Here is an 18,464-nt window from a genome sequence, read left to right as displayed (position 1 = left end):
TTGACTGGCTGCCCTTCACGTTCCTTACGAACCTGATCGACCCAGCGCCGTAAAGCGGTGGGCCCGATATCCAGCGATGCACAAACATCTGAAACCGGGCAGTTATCATCAAGCACCATGCTGGCAGCATGAAGCTTGAACTCGCGCGTATAGACCTTTCTTTCGTTCATGGAGCCTCCAAGTTGGCGAAATCATATCGCCCTTAAGAGGTGTCCGAAATTATTAGGCCAGTTCAGCTTGCCCGCGATGGGAGCAACTCGGTCTTGAAGTCTACTTCTCAGGCATCGGCATCGGAAACGGCATGACATTGCCGACCGCGCCACGGGCTTCGCTGATTTTCGGCGTACCCAGACGCTCTACCTCATCGATGCGCACAATCGAATGCATCGGCACAAAGCTGCGCACAACGCCTTCAAACTGAGCCTTGAGCTTCTCTTCGCTCGGATCGACGACCACTTGCGTGCGCTCGCCAAAGACGAACTCTTCCACTTCCAGAAACCCCCACAGATCACTTTGGTAGATCTGCTTGGCATACATTTCGTACACCTGGCCCTGGTTGAGGAAAATCACCTTGTAGATTGGGGCTTCACGTTTGGTCATGGCGGGCGGGCAACACATCGGGGATAAAAATGAGGGCGCGAACTATAGCATAGCCACCGGACGCACAACGGTAGGAACCTTGGGACATGTTCCCTATAATGCGCGGTTCTTTGAATCACGTGATGACTGTATCCATGGCCAAGAAGCTTTACATCGAAACCCACGGTTGCCAGATGAACGAGTACGACAGCTCGCGCATGGTCGACTTGCTGGGTGAACACCAGGCCCTGGAAGTCACTGCTCGCGCTGAAGATGCCGACGTGATCCTGCTCAACACCTGCTCCATTCGCGAACGCGCCCAGGACCGGGTGTACTCCCAGCTCGGCCGCTGGCGTGAACTGAAACTCGCCAACCCTGAAATGGTGATCGCCGTCGGCGGTTGCGTGGCCAGTCAGGAAGGCGCTGCCATCCGCGATCGTGCCCCGTACGTCGACGTGGTGTTCGGCCCGCAAACCCTGCACCGCCTGCCGGAAATGATCGACGCTGCTCGCGCCACCAAACTGCCGCAAGTCGACGTCTCGTTCCCGGAAATCGAAAAATTCGACCATTTGCCCGAGCCGCGCATCGACGGCCCGAGTGCCTATGTCTCGGTGATGGAAGGCTGCAGCAAGTACTGCACGTTCTGCGTGGTGCCGTACACCCGCGGTGAAGAAGTCAGCCGCCCGTTCGACGACGTGATTGCCGAGATCATCCACCTGGCCGAAAACGGCGTACGCGAAGTGACGCTGCTGGGTCAGAACGTCAACGGTTATCGCGGCACCACGCATGACGGTCGCCTCGCCGATCTGGCCGAGCTGATTCGTGTCGTGGCCGCAGTCGATGGCATCGACCGGATTCGCTACACCACGTCGCACCCGCTGGAGTTCTCCGACAGCCTGATCCAGGCCCACGCCGATGTGCCGGAACTGGTCAAACACCTGCACCTGCCGGTGCAGTCGGGTTCGGACCGGATTCTCTCGGCGATGAAGCGCAACCACACCGCGCTGGAATACAAATCCAAACTGCGCAAGCTGCGGGCCGCCGTGCCGGGCATTTGCATCAGTTCGGACTTCATCGTCGGCTTCCCGGGCGAAACCGAGAAAGACTTCGAACAAACGATGAAGCTGATCGAAGACGTCGGCTTCGACTTTTCCTACTCGTTCGTCTACAGCCAGCGCCCGGGCACCCCTGCGGCCGACCTGGCCGACGAGACGCCGGAAGAGCTGAAAAAAGAGCGACTGAATGCCCTGCAACATCGCCTGAACCAGCAAGGTTTCGAGATCAGCCGACAAATGGTCGGTTCGGTCCAGCGGATTCTGGTCACCGACTATTCGAAAAAAGACCCCGGCGAGCTGCAAGGCCGGACCGAGAATAACCGTATCGTCAACTTCCGCTGCGACAATCCAACGCTGATCGGACAGTTCGCCGACGTGCACATTGACGCCGCACAACCGCACTCGCTGCGGGGCTCTCTCATTCAATAACACCACACATCCCTGTAGGAGCCGAGCTTGCTCGCGATGGCGCCAAGTCAGACAACTTAAAGGTTGAATGCCAGACAGCCATCGCGAGCAAGCTTTGCTCCTACGGGGCGGTGTTTGAAAATGGGATATTTAAGAGCTTTCGCACCCAGGCCACTGGCGTTATCCTTGATTTCATCTTAATTGCCCCAGGGCGGCTAAATACGACCTTGAACGCACCCATAGAACCGCATCGTTTCATCCTCGAGCCCTTTGAGGCTCGCCGCTTCGCCAATCTGTGCGGGCAATTCGACGAGCATTTGCGCTTGATCGAACAGCGCCTGACCATCGAGATCCGCAATCGCGGAAACCAGTTCGAATTGATCGGCGAGCCCAAACACACCACCTCCGCGGAAAACCTCCTGCGCCGCCTGTACCGAGAAACCAAAGGTACCGAGCTGTCGCCGGACATGGTTCACCTGTTCCTGCAGGAATCGGCCGTCGAAGAGCTGGATAACCACTCCCCTGCCGAACCCTCCGTCGCACTGCGCACCAAAAAAGGCATGATTCGCCCTCGTGGCTTGAATCAAGTGCGCTATGTGAAGGAAATTCTCGGTAACGACATCAATTTCGGCATTGGCCCTGCCGGTACCGGCAAGACCTACCTGGCCGTTGCCTGCGCGGTAGACGCGCTGGAGCGTGAACAGATTCGCCGCATCCTGCTGGTGCGCCCGGCGGTTGAAGCGGGCGAAAAGCTTGGCTTCCTGCCCGGCGACTTGTCGCAGAAGATCGACCCGTACCTGCGCCCGCTCTATGACGCGCTCTACGAAATGCTCGGCTTCGAACACGTCGCCAAGCTGATCGAACGCCAGGTCATCGAAGTTGCGCCGCTGGCTTACATGCGCGGTCGCACGCTGAACAACAGTTTCATCATCCTCGACGAAAGCCAGAACACCACCGTCGAGCAGATGAAGATGTTCCTGACCCGTATCGGCTTTGGGTCCACCGCGGTCATCACCGGCGACATCACCCAGGTCGACTTGCCGAAAGGCACCAAGTCCGGGCTGCACCATGTGATCGAGGTGCTCAAAGACGTGCCGGGCATCAGCTTCACCCATTTCATGCCCAAGGACGTTGTGCGCCATCCACTGGTGCAGCGCATCGTCGAAGCCTACGAGCGCTTCGAAAATCGCGTGACCGAAGAAGCCCCGAAGGACAACCGCCGCGATGCTTGAGCTTGATCTGCAACTAGCGACACAAGCGTCCACCCCCAGCGAAGCCGAGTTCCGCCAATGGTGCGAACTGGCCCTGCGCCAGCGCACTGCCGATTCGGAAATGACCATTCGCCTGGTCGATGAAGAAGAAGGCCGCGAACTGAATCACACCTGGCGGCAAAAGGATTACGCCACCAACGTGCTGTCGTTCCCCGCCGATGTGCCCGACGAGTTTCTGGACATCCCGTTGCTGGGCGATCTGGTGATCTGCGTGGCCGTGGTCGAGCGCGAAGCCGCCGAGCAAGGCAAGGCACTCAAGGCCCATTGGGCACATCTGGTCATTCACGGCTGCTTGCATCTGCTGGGTTACGACCATATAGATGACGACGAAGCCGAAGAAATGGAAGCACTGGAACGAACGTTGCTTGCAGAGTTGGGCTATCCCGACCCTTATGCGGACGACGAAACCGAAACATCCCCTATCGTTACAACAAAGGATTCAGAGTAATCGCTATGAGCGAAGATCGATCGAGCAACGGGCAGAAGTCTTGGCTGGGTAAGCTCACCCAGGCTTTTGCCCACGAGCCGAAAAACCGTCAGGAGCTGCTGGAGCTCCTGCGCGATGCACACCAGAACAAGTTGCTGGACAGCGAAGCGCTGGCCATCGTCGAAGGCGCCATCCAGGTTGCGGACCTGCAAGTACGGGACATCATGGTCCCGCGCTCGCAAATGGTCAGCATCAAGGCGACCCAGACACCTCGCGAGTTCCTGCCTGCCGTGGTTGACTCGGCCCACTCCCGCTACCCGGTGATCGGCGAAAGCCACGATGACGTGATGGGCGTGCTGCTGGCCAAGGACTTGCTGCCATTGATCCTCAGGGAGAACGGCGACAGCTTCAACATCAAGGACCTGCTGCGCCCGGCCACCTTCGTGCCCGAGTCCAAGCGCCTTAACGTGCTGCTGCGTGAGTTTCGTGCCAACCACAACCACATGGCCATCGTCATCGACGAATACGGCGGTGTGGCTGGCCTGGTGACCATCGAAGACGTGCTGGAGCAAATTGTCGGCGACATCGAGGACGAGCACGACGTCGAAGAAGACAGCTACATCAAGCCGCTGCCCAGCGGTGACTTCCTGATCAAGGCCCTGACACCGATCGAGAACTTCAACGAGTTCTTCGACAGTGAATTCTCCGACGATGAGTTTGATACCGTCGGTGGTTTGGTGATGAGCGCGTTCGGGCACTTGCCAAAGCGCAACGAAATCACTGAAATCGGCCCTTATCGTTTCCGCATCCTGAACGCCGACAGCCGTCGAATTCACTTGCTGCGCCTGACTCCAATTGCCCGTTAAGGACTGACATGCTCCGCGTAACCCGCCCCGGCTGGCCCGGTAACCTGCTGGCCGTGGCGGCCGGTGCACTCACCACCCTGGCGCTGGCGCCGTTCGACATCTGGCCATTGGCGTTGCTGGCAGTCGGTTTCTTCTATGCCGGTTTACGGGAACTGAACCCTCGTCAGGCGCTGGGCCGTGGCTGGTGTTTCGGTTTCGGCCTGTTTGGCGCCGGTACCAGCTGGATCTACTACAGCATTCACAACTTCGGCGGCGCTTCGGTATTGCTGGCCGGCTTGCTGATGCTGGCGTTCACCGCGGCGATTGCCTGGTTCTTTGCCCTGCCTGCCTGGATCTGGGCGCGCTGGCTGCGTCGCAACGAAGCGCCGCTGGCCGATGCCTTGGCCTTTGCGGCGTTGTGGGTCGGTCAGGAAGCGTTTCGCGGCTGGTTCCTCACCGGTTTCCCGTGGCTTTACTCCGGTTACAGCCAGCTCAATGGCCCGTTGGCCGGGCTCGCGCCACTGGGCGGGATGTGGCTGGTGTCGTTCACCCTTGCGTTGACGGCGGCACTGATTTACAACGCCTCGCGCCTGATCAAGACGGGTCGCAAAGGCTTCATCGCAGCCGGTGTGTTGCTGTTGATCGGCCCTTGGGCTGTCGGCATTGCGCTCAAAGGTCACGCCTGGACCAGCCCATCCGGTCCGGCGCTGAGCGTTGCGGCGATTCAAGGCAATATCGAACAAAGCATGAAGTGGGACCCGGCGCAGCTTAACGCGCAACTGGAGCTGTACCGTGACATGAGCTTTACCTCCAAACGCGTCGACCTGCTGATCTGGCCGGAAACCGCCGTTCCGGTGCTCAAGTCATCCGCCGAAGGCTACCTGAACATGATGGGCAGTTTCGCCGCCGATCGTAAATCCGCGCTGATTACCGGAGTACCGGTGCGCATGGAAGTACGCCATGAGAAGCGCTTCTTCAACGGCATCACCGTGGTTGGCGAAGGTGATGGCACCTACCTCAAGCAAAAACTGGTGCCGTTCGGCGAATACGTGCCGTTGCAGGATGTGCTGCGCGGGCTGATCGCGTTCTTCGACCTGCCTATGTCCGATTTCGCCCGAGGCCCCTCCGATCAGCCGATGCTGCAGGCCAAGGGTTATCAGATTGCGCCGTTCATCTGCTACGAAGTGGTCTACCCGGAATTCGCCGCCAGCCTCGCGGCTCGCAGCGATTTGTTGCTGACCATCAGCAATGACACCTGGTTCGGCACCTCCATCGGCCCGCTGCAACATTTGCAGATGGCGCAGATGCGCGCGCTTGAGGCGGGCCGCTGGATGATCCGCGCCACCAACAATGGCGTGTCCGGCCTGATCAACCCGTTTGGCCAGATTACTGCGCAGATCCCGCAGTTCGAACGCGGCATCCTGTACGGCGAAGTCGTGCCGATGCACAACCTGACGCCTTACCTGCAATGGCGCTCGTGGCCGCTGATCATTGTTTGCGTGCTGTTGTTTGGCTGGGCGCTGGTTGCCAGCCGGATGGCGAAAACCGTTTAAGTATTGCGGCGCCTGAAAAATTCGCAGCCTCGTTTCACTCGACAGCTCCTACAGAGTACGCAATCCCCTGTAGGAGCTGTCGAGTGAAACGAGGCTGCGATCTTTTGATCTTCAGCGGTAGAACATCGAATACCCGACCTGCCCCACCGCCTCGTTCAGCAATTGACCGGATTGCCAGATCGACTTGAATTCCGGCATCCAGCCACCCAGCGGTCGCGCATTGTCCACGCCTAAAAAGCCCACCGGCGCGGGCACCACTTCAAATCCTGCCTTCTGGAAACTCCAGACAGATCGCGGCATGTGCCAGGCATGAGTCACGACCACCACCCGCTTGATCCCTTGGGGCAATAACACCTCGGCACTGAACTGCGCGTTCTCCCACGTCGTGCGGCTGCGTCCTTCCTGCCAGCGTACCGTCACGCCGAAATCATCCAGCAGCGAGTCCGCCATCAACTTCGCTTCAGTCGGCGGCGTACCGTAGTGCAGGCCACCACTGGTCAGAATCGGCAAGCCGGACGCCTTGGCCAGCCGCGCGGCATAACGCTCACGCTCGAGGCCAATGCCGGTTGGCTGGTCGGTCCCCCAGGCAATATCGCCACGTTCACGTCCAGAGCCCAACACCACAATCGCGTCCGCGCGCTGCGCCAGGGTCGCCCATTCGTCGAACGCCAACGGTGGGTTTCGCTCCAGCGCCCTGGCACTCCACTCCACCATCACCGGCAAGCTCATCAGCCAGAAGCCGCCGGCCCCCAATACGAAGCAGGCAGCCGCAAGCCTTGGCCTTGAGCGGCGCAACCACCACGCAAGAACCAGCAACAGCAAAAGAATGCCGGGAGGCAACAAAAGTTGTTTCACAAAATAACGAAAAGGCATCGAGCATCTCCTGAGATGCCCGAAGCCTAAGTGGGTTGACGCAATGCGACAAGAAATGCGCGAAGACTATGCTTTAAAAAACCACGTTTCATGGCGTGGAGCCGTTACTTGAATTGCAGGGACCGGGCCTTTACCGCGTCCTTGCCCGGGACTTTATCCTTGAGCCAGATGATTTTGGCCGAACGTGGTGCGTCGAGTTGCTTCACTGCTGCTGACAAGCATCCGTGTGTTTCACGTTCACTGCGATCCAGATAGGCTTTGACCAATTCAAACTCTGCGGGGCTAAGGCCGCGCAATTCCAGCTCCAAGGGACGCTCATCGCGCAGCCGGCCAGCAGTTTTTGCAGCGTCCAGGGCCATTCCCAGACGATCGATCAGTCGTTCGTACAACTCCGGTTTTGTGACTTTTTGCTGTGACTCAACCATCCCTCACCTCATTGGAAGATAAGACCTACTCCCCATTTAGAGCTTAGCTTCCATGGACAAACCGGCTGAACGCCGCGACCAACGGCCCTCGCAGCTGTTTTTGAAGGACGCACGGCAGTAATCAGGGTTTCCCTCGGTAGAGCGCGGTCATGTATGCTACGGCGCTTCCTGTAACTCCACTTCCAGCTCGTCTGGGCACCGAAACGCCGATTTGGCGTGTTCACCGTCCAGCGTTGCATTGAAGAGGATTAGGCCACCCCTATTCAGTTCAAAAGTAGCCATGCACGAACAATATCAGCCCCGTGAAATCGAAGCCGCCGCCCAGTCATTCTGGGACGAGCAAAAGTCCTTTGAAGTCAGTGAACAGCCAGGCAAGGAGACTTTCTACTGCCTGTCGATGTTCCCTTACCCCAGCGGCAAACTACACATGGGGCACGTGCGCAACTACACCATCGGCGACGTGATCTCCCGCTACCAGCGCATGCAAGGCAAAAACGTTCTGCAACCCATGGGTTGGGACGCCTTCGGCATGCCGGCGGAAAACGCCGCGATGAAGAACAACGTAGCGCCCGCCAAGTGGACCTACGAAAACATCGCCTACATGAAAAACCAGCTGCGCAGCCTGGGCCTGGCAGTGGACTGGTCGCGCGAAGTGACCACCTGCAAGCCTGATTACTACCGCTGGGAACAATGGCTGTTCACTCGTCTGTTCGAAAAAGGCGTGATTTACAAGAAAAGCGGCACCGTGAACTGGGACCCGGTCGACCAGACCGTTCTGGCCAACGAGCAGGTGATCGACGGTCGCGGCTGGCGTTCCGGCGCGCTGATCGAAAAGCGCGAAATCCCGATGTACTACTTCAAGATCACCGCTTACGCGGATGAGCTGCTGGAAAGCCTCGACGACCTTCCGGGCTGGCCTGAACAGGTCAAGACCATGCAGCGCAACTGGATCGGCAAATCGCGCGGCATGGAAGTGCAGTTCCCGTACAACGTCGATTCCATCGGTGAAACCGGCGCGCTGAAAGTCTTCACCACCCGTCCGGACACCCTGATGGGCGCGACTTACGTTGCCGTGGCTGCCGAACACCACCTGGCGACCCTGGCCGCACAGAACAACCCTGAGCTGCAAGCGTTCATCGCTGAATGCAAGGGCGGCAGCGTGGCTGAAGCCGACGTCGCCACTCAAGAGAAAAAAGGCCTGCCGACCTCGCTTTTCGTCGAGCACCCGCTGACCGGTGAAAAACTGCCGGTGTGGGTCGCCAACTATGTGTTGATGCATTACGGCGATGGCGCGGTCATGGCTGTGCCGGCCCACGACGAACGTGATTTCGAGTTCGCTACCAAGTACAACCTGCCGATCAAGTCCGTGGTGCGCACAAGCTCTGGCGACACCCACCCTGCCCCATGGCAAGACGCCTATGGCGAGCACGGCACGCTGATCAACTCCGGTGAGTTCGACGGTCTGGACTTCGCAGGCGCCTTCGATGCCATCGAAGTGGCGCTGATCAAGAAAAGCCTCGGCGCCTCGCGCACTCAGTTCCGCCTGCGCGACTGGGGCATCAGCCGCCAGCGCTACTGGGGCTGCCCGATCCCGATCATCCACTGCAACAGCTGTGGTGATGTGCCGGTTCCGGAAGACCAGTTGCCTGTAGTACTGCCGGAAGACGTCGTGCCGGACGGCGCAGGTTCGCCACTGGCGCGCATGCCCGAGTTCTACGAGTGCAGCTGCCCGAAATGCGGCCAGCCTGCCAAGCGTGAGACCGACACCATGGACACCTTCGTCGAGTCTTCGTGGTACTACGCCCGCTACGCCTCGCCACACTATGAAGGTGGCCTGGTAGAAAAAACCGCGGCTGACCACTGGCTGCCGGTGGATCAGTACATCGGCGGTATAGAACACGCGATTCTTCACCTGCTCTACGCACGCTTCTTCCACAAGCTGATGCGCGACGAAGGCCTGGTGAGCTCCAACGAGCCGTTCAAGAACCTGCTGACCCAGGGCATGGTGATCGCCGAGACTTACTATCGTCGCGAAGCCAACGGCGCTTACACCTGGTTCAACCCGGCGGACGTCGAACTTGAGCGTGACAGCAAGGCCAAGGTTATCAGCGCCAAGTTGAAAGCTGACGGCTTCCCGGTGGAAATCGGCGGCACCGAGAAGATGGCCAAGTCGAAGAACAACGGCGTCGACCCACAGTCGATGATCGACCAGTTCGGCGCAGATACCTGCCGCCTGTTCATGATGTTCGCCTCGCCACCCGACATGAGTGCGGAATGGTCTGACTCCGGCGTCGAAGGCTCGCACCGATTCCTCAAGCGCGTCTGGCGCCTGGCTCAAGCGCACGTCACTCAGGGCCTGCCGGGCAAGCTGGACATCGCCGGCCTGAACGACGAGCAGAAAGCCGTTCGCCGCTCGATCCACCTGGCTATCAAGCAAGCGAGCCAGGACGTCGGCCAGAATCACAAATTCAACACCGCCATCGCCCAAGTGATGACGCTGATGAACGTGCTGGAAAAGGCTGCACAAACCACCGAACAGGATCGCGCACTGATTCACGAAGGTCTGGAAACCGTGACGCTGCTGCTGGCTCCAATCACGCCGCACATCAGCCACGAGCTGTGGAGTCAACTGGGCCACGCTGCCCCTGTGATCGACGCCGGTTGGCCGGTGGTGGATGACAGCGCGTTGGTACAAGACAGCTTGCAACTGGTGATTCAGGTCAACGGCAAGCTGCGCGGCCACATCGAAATGCCGGCCAGCGCCAGCCGCGAAGACGTCGAAGCCGCTGCACGGGCCAATGAAAACGTGCTGCGTTTTGTCGACGGCCTGACTATTCGCAAAGTGATCGTCGTGCCCGGGAAACTGGTCAATATCGTCGCCAGCTAATTGGAACAGGCGCCGGGCCAAGCCCGACGCCGAGTAAAACCTTTCGGGCCGTTTGACCGGCCCACATGGTTTCAAGGGGAGCAACAAAATGATCAAACGCAATCTGCTGGTGATGGGCCTTGCGGTCCTGTTGAGCGCCTGCGGTTTTCAGCTGCGCGGCACCGGCACCACCGAACTGGCGATCAAGGAGCTCGACGTGAGCGCCCGCAATGCCTACGGCCCAACCGTGGTGCAACTGCGTCAGATGCTGGAAAGCAGCGGGGTCAAAGTCTTCACCGGCGCGCCTTACAAACTGGTGCTGACCGACGAGCAGGAAAGCCAGCGCATTCTCAGCTACGCAGGTGCCGGCCGTACTGGCGAGTATGAAATAACCACCGTCCTGAACTACGACATTCGTGGCGCACATGACCTGTCACTGCTGAGCGACAAAATCCAGGTGCAAAAGATCTTTTTGCACGACGGCAACAACCTGGTGGGTTCCGATCAGGAAGCCGCCTCAGCCCGTGTAGATACCCGCCGAGAACTGATTCAACGCATGATGCTGCGCCTGCAACAGATCTCGCCAACCCAGCTGGATCAGTTGCAACAGACTGCCGAAGCCAGGGCCAAGGCCGAAGCACAGGCACTGGAAGCCGCACAGAAGGCTGAAGCGGAAACTCCGCGTCAGTCGCCAATCGACATCCCGAAACAGTAAGACTTACGGGGCGCTCCGGCGCCCCGTTCGCACTCTCTTATGAAACTTGCCCCCGCCCAACTCGGTAAACACCTGCAAGGTGCCCTCGCGCCGGTCTACATCATCAGCGGCGATGACCCGCTCCTGTGTCAGGAGGCTGCCGACGCCATTCGTGCAGCCGCCCGCCAGCAAGGCTTTGACGAACGTCAGGTCTTTGCCGCCGACGCCAGTTTCGACTGGGGTACGTTGTTGCAAGCCGGTGCAAGCATGTCGCTGTTTGCCGAAAAACGTTTGCTGGAACTGCGCCTGCCCTCCGGAAAACCCGGCGACAAGGGCGCCGCCGCGTTCATCGAGTACTGCTCTCGCCCGGCCGAAGACACCATTTTGCTGATCAGCCTGCCCAAGCTCGATGGCAGTGCTCAGAAGACCAAGTGGGGCAAGGCGCTGATCGAAGGCCAGCACACGCAGTTCGTGCAAATCTGGCCGGTGGATGCCAATCAGTTGCCGAGCTGGATCCGCCAGCGCCTGTCTCAGGCCGGGTTGTCGGCCAGCCAGGACGCAGTCGAATTGATTGCCGCGCGCGTCGAGGGCAACCTGCTTGCCGCCGCGCAGGAAATCGAAAAGCTGAAATTGATGGCCGAAGGTGGGCAAATTACCGTCGAAACCGTACAGGCTGCCGTGGCCGACAGTGCGCGGTTCGACGTATTCGGCCTGACCGACGCGATCCTCAACGGCGAAGCGGCCCACGCCTTGCGCATGCTCGAAGGGCTGCGCGGTGAGGGTGTCGAACCTCCGGTGATTCTCTGGGCGCTGGCCCGGGAACTGCGCCTGCTGGCCAACCTGTCACTGCAATACAGCCAGGGTGTGCCACTGGACAAAGCCTTCAGCCAGGCTCGACCTCCCATCTGGGACAAACGCAAACCGCTGATGAGCAAGGCCCTGCAACGTTATTCGGCGCAACGCTGGGCGCAGCTGCTGCTGGAGGCCCAGCGCATCGATGCGCAAATCAAAGGCCAAGCAGCGGGTTCGCCATGGATGAGCCTCAGTCGATTGTCACTGCTGATGGCCGGCCAACGCCTGACCTTACCCGCCGAATAAACACGCCCTTGTAGCAGCTGGCGAAGCCTGCGTCCGGCTGCGCAGCAGTCGCCAAATCAAGTAATGAGTTTCTTCAGGACGATAGTGGATTCAGAGTTTACGACTGCTTCGCAGCCGAACGCAGGCTTCGCCAGCTGCTACAGGTTCTGTGATCAGCGAAAGATCCTACACGTCCCGGGGACTAGACAGAACCCCAACTTCGGCCGATGATTTGCCCCGCAAAACCCACTCACTAGCGAGAAATCATCATGAGCAAAAAGCCATCAAAGCATGGCCCCAACAAGGCCAAATCCATCATCGCCCAGCCACTGTTCCGCAGCCGTCAGGAACGAGCCGGCAAGGGCAAAGGCAGCTACCGCCGCGAAGCCTTCCAGTCTAATAGCTGGGAGGCTTCTTACTTTCTGGCTGCTTAAAGCAGAACACCCCTTCTACATGTTAAGGTCTGTACCTGATTCGTATCTTCTGGACCTGTGCATGCCCCTTAGTCTTTCCCGTCGTTGGCCCGTTCGCCAACTGATCGCTGCCTCCAGCCTCATTTTGCTTGTCGCCTGCGCGGAAAAGCCGACCGCCGCCGACGCCCAGCCGCTGCAAACCCTTCCCGTCGCGACAGCCCCTGCGGTCATTCCGCCCGTGGTCCCGGCCGGAGAAAACCTCGACATCCAGCCCACCCAGACGTTCGCCGAATGGCAAGCGGGTTTCCGCAAAGACGCGCTGGCCGCCGGTATCCGCGCCGATATGTTCGACCGCGCCTTTGCCGATGTCAGCTTCGACCCGAGCGTGATCCGTGCCGATCGCAGCCAACCGGAATTTTCCCGTCCGGTGTGGGAATACCTCGACGGCGCCCTTTCTCCCCTGCGAGTACGTAAAGGCCAGGCGCTGCTCAGCGAAAACGCGGCCATCCTGCAAAGCATCGAACAGCGTTATGGCGTCGACCGCCAGGCACTCGTGTCGGTGTGGGGCATGGAGAGTAACTTCGGTCAGTTCCAGGGCAGCAAGTCGGTCATCAACTCCCTTGCGACCCTGGCGTACGAAGGCCGGCGCCCGGGCTTTGCCCACGATCAACTGATCGCCGCCCTGCAAATCCTGCAACAGGGCGACATCACCCCCGAGAAGATGCTCGGTTCCTGGGCCGGCGCCATGGGCCAGACCCAATTCATCCCGACGACTTACAACACCCACGCTGTCGACTTCGATGGTGACGGTCGCCGTGACATATGGAACAGCTCCGCCGACGCCCTGGCCTCGACCGCGCACTACCTGCAAAGCTCCGGCTGGCAGAAAGGCCAGCCGTGGGGCTTTGAAGTGCAACTGCCGGGCAGTTTCAACTACGTCCTGGCCGATGGCACGATTCGCAAAAGTGTCGCCGAATGGTTGCAACTGGGAGTTTCGATGCCCGCTGGCGCTCGGGTCCCGCCAGGCTCGGAACACCTCTCCGCGGCCCTGCTACTGCCGGCCGGCTACCGTGGTCCGGCATTCCTGGTGCTCGACAACTTCCGCGCGATCCTCAAGTACAACAACTCGTCGTCCTATGCGTTGGCGGTGAGTCTGTTGTCCGAACGTTTCAATGGTGCGGGGCTGATCAGCGGCACCTGGCCCAAAGATGACTTGCCATTGAGCCGCACCGAGCGCATGGAACTGCAAAGCCTGTTGAGCGCCCAGAACTACGACGCGGGCACCCCGGACGGCATTATCGGCGCCAATACGCGCAAAGCGATCCGCAGTGCACAGCAGTCGTTTGGCTGGCCGGCGGATGGGTATCCGACGCACAAGTTGCTGGAAGGACTGCGTAACCGCTAGTCAGCCGTATGGCGACTGCCGCCTTCGCGAGCAAGCTCGCTCCCACATTGGATTTGTGAACGACACAAAACCTGTGGGAGCGAGCTTGCTCGCGATGACTGACCATCAGGCGACGAAACTCTAGCGCCTGACCACCACATCCTGCTCCAACACCAACTCCTTTTTCCCCGCATCCAGCTTGACCAACGCCCCCATCGGCAGCGTCAGATTCGGGTCGCAATGCCCACTGCGCCATCCGGCCAGCACGGGTATCCGCAACGGCTCGAACGTCTGCTTGAGCAACCGCTCCAGCGCCGCCGGCTCGACCCCCGCGATATCTCCCACCAGCACCCCGCGCAGCTTGCCCAGCGTTCCGGCCAGACGCAGATGGGTCAGTAACCGGTCGATGCGATACAGCGGCTCGTTGATGTCCTCGATCAACAGGATGACGCCCTCGGCCTCCAGCTCGTAAGGCGTGCCCATGGTCGCGGAGATCATCGACAGGTTGCCTCCCAGCAAGCGCCCATGCGCGATGCCGGGCTCGATAGTGGTCAACGGGTAAGCCGCCGGATGAGCCAACACGCTGCCGGCCTTCACCTGCCCACGGAGCATGTTGAAAAACGAAGACTCGGTCGGTTTTTGCTTGTCGCCCAACAGGTCGGCATTGAGCAGCGGGCCATGAAAGGTCACGAAACCGGCATAACGGCTGATCGCCACGTGCAGCGCCGTGATGTCGCTGTAGCCGATGAACGGCTTGGCGTTGTTTTGCAGCAGTTCGAAATCTATGCGGTCGAGCAAACGCGGTGTGCCGTAACCACCCCGCAGGCAGATGATCGCGTCGACCTCGGTGTCGGCGAATGCCGCGTGCAAATCATTGAGCCGCACTTCGTCACTGCCGGCCAGGTAACCGTCCTTTTCATACACCCCGGGATACACCCGCAACGCATAACCGCGAGCGTGCATCCAGGCAATGGCTTTGTCAGTGTCCAGCCCGGCGGGACCTGCTGGTGCAATGACGCCGATCAGCCCTTGCGACGGCAACGCCGGAACAGGTTTATGCGGATACAGCGTATGGGTCGGTCGAATGGTCATCCATGAATCTCCCTGCGTGAAAACTTCAGCACACAGTAGTCAGGTACGGGGACAAACAGAAGAGGGGTCGTCACCCGCAGAGTGCAAGAAAAAACGCTGGCCGGCGCAGGCAAGGCAAAAAAACGCCCGCAAGGCGTTGAAACCTTGCGGGCGCTTTATGTTTAACGGCCGATCAGGACGACATCAGCTCGGCTTTAACCAGCTTCGCCTGCTCGTCGGCGTGGTACGACGAACGTACCAGCGGGCCGGAAGCGACGTTCTTGAAGCCCATCTTGTAACCTTCCTCGGCGAACCAGGCGAAAGTGTCCGGGTGCACGAAACGCTGCACCGGCAAGTGGCTGCGAGACGGTTGCAGGTATTGACCCAGTGTCAGCATGTCGATGTCGTGCTCGCGCATGCGCTTCATGACTTCGATGACTTCTTCGTCGGTTTCGCCCAGGCCCAGCATCAAACCGGACTTGGTTGGAATGTGCGGCATCATTTGCTTGAAACGCTGCAGCAGGGTCAGCGACCACTGGTAATCCGAACCCGGACGCGCTGCTTTGTACAAACGCGGCACGGTTTCCAGGTTGTGGTTGAACACATCCGGTGGCTCGGCGGCAGTGATTTCCAGTGCCACGTCCATCCGGCCACGGTAGTCCGGAACCAGGGTTTCGAGCTGCACGTTCGGCGACAGTTTGCGGATCTCGCGGATGCAGTCGGCAAAGTGCTGGGCACCGCCGTCACGCAGGTCGTCGCGGTCAACCGAGGTGATCACCACGTACTTGAGTTTCAGGTCGGCGATGGCGATGGCCAGGCTTTCCGGCTCGTTCACGTCCAGTGGTTTCGGACGGCCGTGGCCGACGTCGCAGAACGGGCAGCGACGGGTGCAGATGTCGCCCATGATCATGAACGTCGCGGTACCGCCGGAGAAGCACTCGCCCAGGTTCGGGCAGGACGCTTCTTCGCACACGCTGTGCAGCTTGTGTTTACGCAACAGGGCCTTGATGCGGTCGACTTCCGGGGAAACCGGGATGCGTACACGAATCCAGTCGGGTTTCTTTGGCAGTTCGGTGGTCGGAATGATCTTCACCGGGATACGTGCAACCTTCTCGGCGCCGCGCAGCTTGACGCCGGCTTCAACCTTGGCACGCGGGGCCGGACGCTCGGTGACATCAAGCGTCGGGATCATGGTTTGCACTGCATCAGTAGTCATATCAGTCGATTCCGCCCGTTAGGGTCGTCTGCTCAGCATAGTCGAGGTGTTTGACGAGCTGCGCGCGCAGCCGGGCACTTACCTCGGCAAATTCAATCGATCCTGCGTGATCGCTCAGCTGGGTCATCGCCAGCCCGGCGTAGCCGCAGGGATTAATCCGTCGAAACGGTTCCAGGTTCATGTCCACGTTCAGGGCCAGGCCATGAAAGGAACAACCGTGGCGGATCCGCAGACCCAGAGATGCGATTTTCGCCCCGTTGACGTAGACACCCGGTGCGTCCGGCTTGGCGGCGGCAGTAACGCCGTAGCTGGCCAGTAACTCGATCAGGCATTGCTCCATGCGGCTGACCAGGTCACGCACGCCAAACCCCAGCTTGCGTACGTCCAGTAGCAGATAGGCCACCAGTTGGCCAGGGCCGTGATAGGTCACCTGACCGCCCCTATCGACCTGCACCACCGGAATATCCCCGGGAAGCAGCAGATGCTCGGCCTTGCCAGCCTGCCCCTGGGTGAACACCGGCGGGTGCTCGACCAGCCAGATCTCGTCGGCGGCATCGGTACCGCGTTCGTTGGTGAAGCGTTGCATGGCATGCCAGACCGGCTCGTAAGCCATCTGGCCGAGCTCACGAAAGCCCAGCGTGCCAGACATCACAGCACCATGTGCACGAAGCCGGTCGCCCGCAGATAGCTGTTGATGTTGTACAGCTGGTCCTGGTCGGTCGCGACGATGTGCAACTGAATGGTGGTGTATTTGCCGTTGCTGCTTTGACGCTCATCGACACGCTCATCGTTGATGGTCGCGTATTTCTTGACGATTTCGATGATCTTGTCTTTGTTGCCGACGCCCGTATCGCAGATCACCTTAACCGGATAATCAACTTGGGGAAATTCGATCTTTGGTGCCTTTACTTCGGTATCGGTCATGGCGTAACGGCCTCGTAAGCGTAAGCCGTGGCGACAGCAAAACCCCGCGCCGGATCAGCACGGGGCCTTGCAGGAGCACACTATCAGTTGAACATGCTGTAGAAGAATAGACGGATGCTATCCCACATGCGGCGGAAGATACCACCCTCCTCGACCGCGTCCAGAGCGATCAGATCGGCGCTGTGCACCACCTTGTCGTCCAGTTTCACTTCGACTTTACCGATCACGTCGCCCTTGGCGATTGGCGCAACCAGTTGCGGGTTCATGGTCATGCTGGCAGCAAGCTTTTTCAGCTGGCCTTTTGGCAGGGTCATGGTCAGGTCTTCAGCCAGGCCGGCCTTGACTTGATTGGTCGCGCCTTTCCAGACAGGAGCCTGAGCCAGCTCGGCGCCTTTCTGATAGAAGGTCTGGGTTTCGAAGAAGCGGAAACCGTAAGTCAGCAGCTTCTGGGTTTCGGCGGCACGAGCCACTTCGCTGTTGGTGCCGAACACCACCGCGATCAGGCGCATGCCATCACGTACGGCCGAAGACACCATGCAGTAGCCGGCTTCATCGGTGTGGCCGGTTTTCAGACCGTCGACGGTCTTGTCGCGCCACAGCAGCAGGTTGCGGTTAGGTTGCTTGATGCCGTTCCAGAAGAACTCCTTCTGCGAGTAGATCGCGTAGTGAGCCGGGTCTTCGTGAATGATTGCGCGAGCCAGCACCGCCATGTCGTGAGCGGACGAGTAGTGCTCAGGGTTCGGCAGACCGGTCGGGTTCATGAAGTGGGTGTTGGTCATGCCCAGGTCGGCCACGGTTTTGTTCATCACGTCAGCGAATGCGTCTTCGCTGCCGGCGATGTGCTCGGAGAGCGCAACACTGGCGTCGTTACCCGACTGAATGATGATGCCGTGCAGCAGGTCGCTGACGGTGACCTGCGAACCCACCTTGATGAACATCCGCGAACCGCCGGTACGCCAGGCGTTTTCGCTGACGGTCACCGGGTCGTTTTCGCCGATCTGGCCACGACGGATTTCCAGGGTCGCGATGTACGCGGTCATCAGCTTGGTCAGGCTGGCCGGTGGCAGACGCTGGTCACCGTTGTTCTCGACCAGCACGTTGCCGCTGCTGGCATCCATGAGCACATAGGCCTTGGCGGCCAGTTGTGGTGGCGACGGCATCACCTCGACCGCGAAAGCGGCAGGTGAGAGAAGCAGCGGGACTAGCAGGAACAGGCGTTTGGCAAAGGTGGTGATGTTCATCCGTCTCTCGAAATCGCTAATGGAAACTTGCCCAGGGGCAAAACTAATCAAATAACCTTCTAACGGGTTATCGCGTGTTCAGTTGCTCACTCTGTAACCCTTGCCGGGCTTTTGTTCTGTATCGAGCCAACAACCTGGTTCA

Annotated in this window: 19 protein-coding genes; 10 read left to right on the top strand and 9 right to left on the bottom strand. The window is 59.6% G+C overall.

Features of this window, described 5'->3' with window-relative positions; genetic code table 11:
* On the bottom strand, positions 1 to 170 hold a 170-nt coding region (locus tag BMS17_RS30940), incomplete at its 3' end, for a transposase (protein ID WP_139348140.1).
* A 100-nt stretch (positions 171 to 270) separates the two neighbouring features.
* Positions 271 to 600, bottom strand: coding sequence for a DUF1820 family protein (locus BMS17_RS15720; protein ID WP_007894425.1), 330 nt, complete (start codon positions 598 to 600; stop codon positions 271 to 273).
* 134 nt (positions 601 to 734) lie between these two features.
* On the opposite strand from BMS17_RS15720, the gene miaB reads away from it, so the two are divergent.
* The 5 genes from miaB (at position 735) to lnt (ending at position 6,138) form a co-directional block, all read left to right on the top strand.
* Entirely contained in the window at positions 735 to 2,063 is a 1,329-nt protein-coding gene (gene miaB / locus BMS17_RS15715) for a tRNA (N6-isopentenyl adenosine(37)-C2)-methylthiotransferase MiaB (protein ID WP_046028874.1), read from the top strand.
* A gap of 206 nt (positions 2,064 to 2,269) precedes the next feature.
* Positions 2,270 to 3,274: a PhoH family protein gene (locus tag BMS17_RS15710; RefSeq protein ID WP_046028708.1), complete on the top strand. Its 1,005-nt coding sequence runs from the start codon at positions 2,270 to 2,272 to the stop codon at positions 3,272 to 3,274.
* Positions 3,267 to 3,761: an rRNA maturation RNase YbeY gene (gene ybeY / locus BMS17_RS15705; protein WP_046028709.1), complete on the top strand. Its 495-nt coding sequence runs from the start codon at positions 3,267 to 3,269 to the stop codon at positions 3,759 to 3,761. The genes BMS17_RS15710 and ybeY overlap by 8 nt, the downstream gene beginning before the upstream one ends.
* A gap of 5 nt (positions 3,762 to 3,766) precedes the next feature.
* Complete coding sequence (locus BMS17_RS15700) at positions 3,767 to 4,606, top strand: HlyC/CorC family transporter (RefSeq protein WP_046028710.1); 840 nt, start codon at positions 3,767 to 3,769, stop codon at positions 4,604 to 4,606.
* An 8-nt stretch (positions 4,607 to 4,614) separates the two neighbouring features.
* A complete protein-coding gene (gene lnt / locus BMS17_RS15695) occupies positions 4,615 to 6,138 on the top strand; it encodes an apolipoprotein N-acyltransferase (RefSeq protein ID WP_046028711.1) in 1,524 nt (507 codons plus the stop codon).
* Between the two features lie 111 nt (positions 6,139 to 6,249).
* On the opposite strand, the gene BMS17_RS15690 is transcribed toward lnt, so the two are convergent.
* Together BMS17_RS15690 and BMS17_RS15685 are read right to left on the bottom strand one after the other, a co-directional pair.
* Positions 6,250 to 7,011, bottom strand: a complete 762-nt coding sequence (locus BMS17_RS15690; protein WP_046028712.1) for a YdcF family protein — start codon at positions 7,009 to 7,011, stop codon at positions 6,250 to 6,252.
* 104 nt (positions 7,012 to 7,115) lie between these two features.
* Positions 7,116 to 7,436, bottom strand: a complete 321-nt coding sequence (locus BMS17_RS15685) for a hypothetical protein (protein ID WP_046028713.1) — start codon at positions 7,434 to 7,436, stop codon at positions 7,116 to 7,118.
* Positions 7,437 to 7,716: 280 nt separating this feature from the next.
* On the opposite strand from BMS17_RS15685, the gene leuS reads away from it, so the two are divergent.
* The 5 genes from leuS to BMS17_RS15660 all read left to right on the top strand — a co-directional run bounded on the left by leuS (position 7,717) and on the right by BMS17_RS15660 (position 13,891).
* Positions 7,717 to 10,323: a leucine--tRNA ligase gene (gene leuS / locus BMS17_RS15680; protein ID WP_046028714.1), complete on the top strand. Its 2,607-nt coding sequence runs from the start codon at positions 7,717 to 7,719 to the stop codon at positions 10,321 to 10,323.
* Between the two features lie 88 nt (positions 10,324 to 10,411).
* Complete coding sequence (gene lptE, locus BMS17_RS15675; RefSeq protein WP_046028715.1) at positions 10,412 to 11,017, top strand: LPS assembly lipoprotein LptE; 606 nt, start codon at positions 10,412 to 10,414, stop codon at positions 11,015 to 11,017.
* Between the two features lie 39 nt (positions 11,018 to 11,056).
* Positions 11,057 to 12,094, top strand: coding sequence for a DNA polymerase III subunit delta (gene holA, locus BMS17_RS15670; RefSeq protein WP_077431208.1), 1,038 nt, complete (start codon positions 11,057 to 11,059; stop codon positions 12,092 to 12,094).
* A gap of 248 nt (positions 12,095 to 12,342) precedes the next feature.
* The gene (gene arfA, locus BMS17_RS15665; protein WP_003176285.1) at positions 12,343 to 12,507 is read left to right on the top strand and encodes an alternative ribosome rescue factor ArfA; all 165 of its coding nucleotides are present in this window, start codon (positions 12,343 to 12,345) and stop codon (positions 12,505 to 12,507) included.
* A 61-nt stretch (positions 12,508 to 12,568) separates the two neighbouring features.
* The gene (locus BMS17_RS15660; RefSeq protein WP_077431207.1) at positions 12,569 to 13,891 is read left to right on the top strand and encodes a lytic murein transglycosylase; all 1,323 of its coding nucleotides are present in this window, start codon (positions 12,569 to 12,571) and stop codon (positions 13,889 to 13,891) included.
* A gap of 120 nt (positions 13,892 to 14,011) precedes the next feature.
* Here the strand turns inward: BMS17_RS15660 and BMS17_RS15655 are convergent, their stop codons facing one another.
* The 5 genes from BMS17_RS15655 to BMS17_RS15635 all read right to left on the bottom strand — a co-directional run bounded on the left by BMS17_RS15655 (position 14,012) and on the right by BMS17_RS15635 (position 18,322).
* On the bottom strand, positions 14,012 to 14,962 hold the full coding sequence (locus tag BMS17_RS15655) for an LD-carboxypeptidase (protein WP_077431206.1): 951 nt from the start codon (positions 14,960 to 14,962) through the stop codon (positions 14,012 to 14,014).
* Between the two features lie 172 nt (positions 14,963 to 15,134).
* A complete protein-coding gene (lipA, locus tag BMS17_RS15650) occupies positions 15,135 to 16,157 on the bottom strand; it encodes a lipoyl synthase (protein WP_007946663.1) in 1,023 nt (340 codons plus the stop codon).
* A 1-nt stretch (position 16,158) separates the two neighbouring features.
* Positions 16,159 to 16,806 (bottom strand): lipoyl(octanoyl) transferase LipB, encoded by a 648-nt coding sequence (lipB, locus tag BMS17_RS15645; RefSeq protein WP_046028719.1) that lies wholly within the window; start codon positions 16,804 to 16,806, stop codon positions 16,159 to 16,161.
* Entirely contained in the window at positions 16,806 to 17,081 is a 276-nt protein-coding gene (locus tag BMS17_RS15640) for a DUF493 domain-containing protein (protein WP_046028720.1), read from the bottom strand. The genes lipB and BMS17_RS15640 overlap by 1 nt, the downstream gene beginning before the upstream one ends.
* A gap of 83 nt (positions 17,082 to 17,164) precedes the next feature.
* Positions 17,165 to 18,322, bottom strand: coding sequence for a D-alanyl-D-alanine carboxypeptidase family protein (locus tag BMS17_RS15635; RefSeq protein ID WP_046028721.1), 1,158 nt, complete (start codon positions 18,320 to 18,322; stop codon positions 17,165 to 17,167).
* Between the last annotated feature and the right edge of the window lie 142 nt (positions 18,323 to 18,464).

Origin of the sequence: Pseudomonas sp. C9 (assembly GCF_002000165.1) — a bacterium.
Lineage (GTDB): Bacteria > Pseudomonadota > Gammaproteobacteria > Pseudomonadales > Pseudomonadaceae > Aquipseudomonas.
The sequence above is the reverse complement of the archived record's forward strand: the minus strand, read 5'-3'. Positions and strand labels throughout refer to the sequence as shown.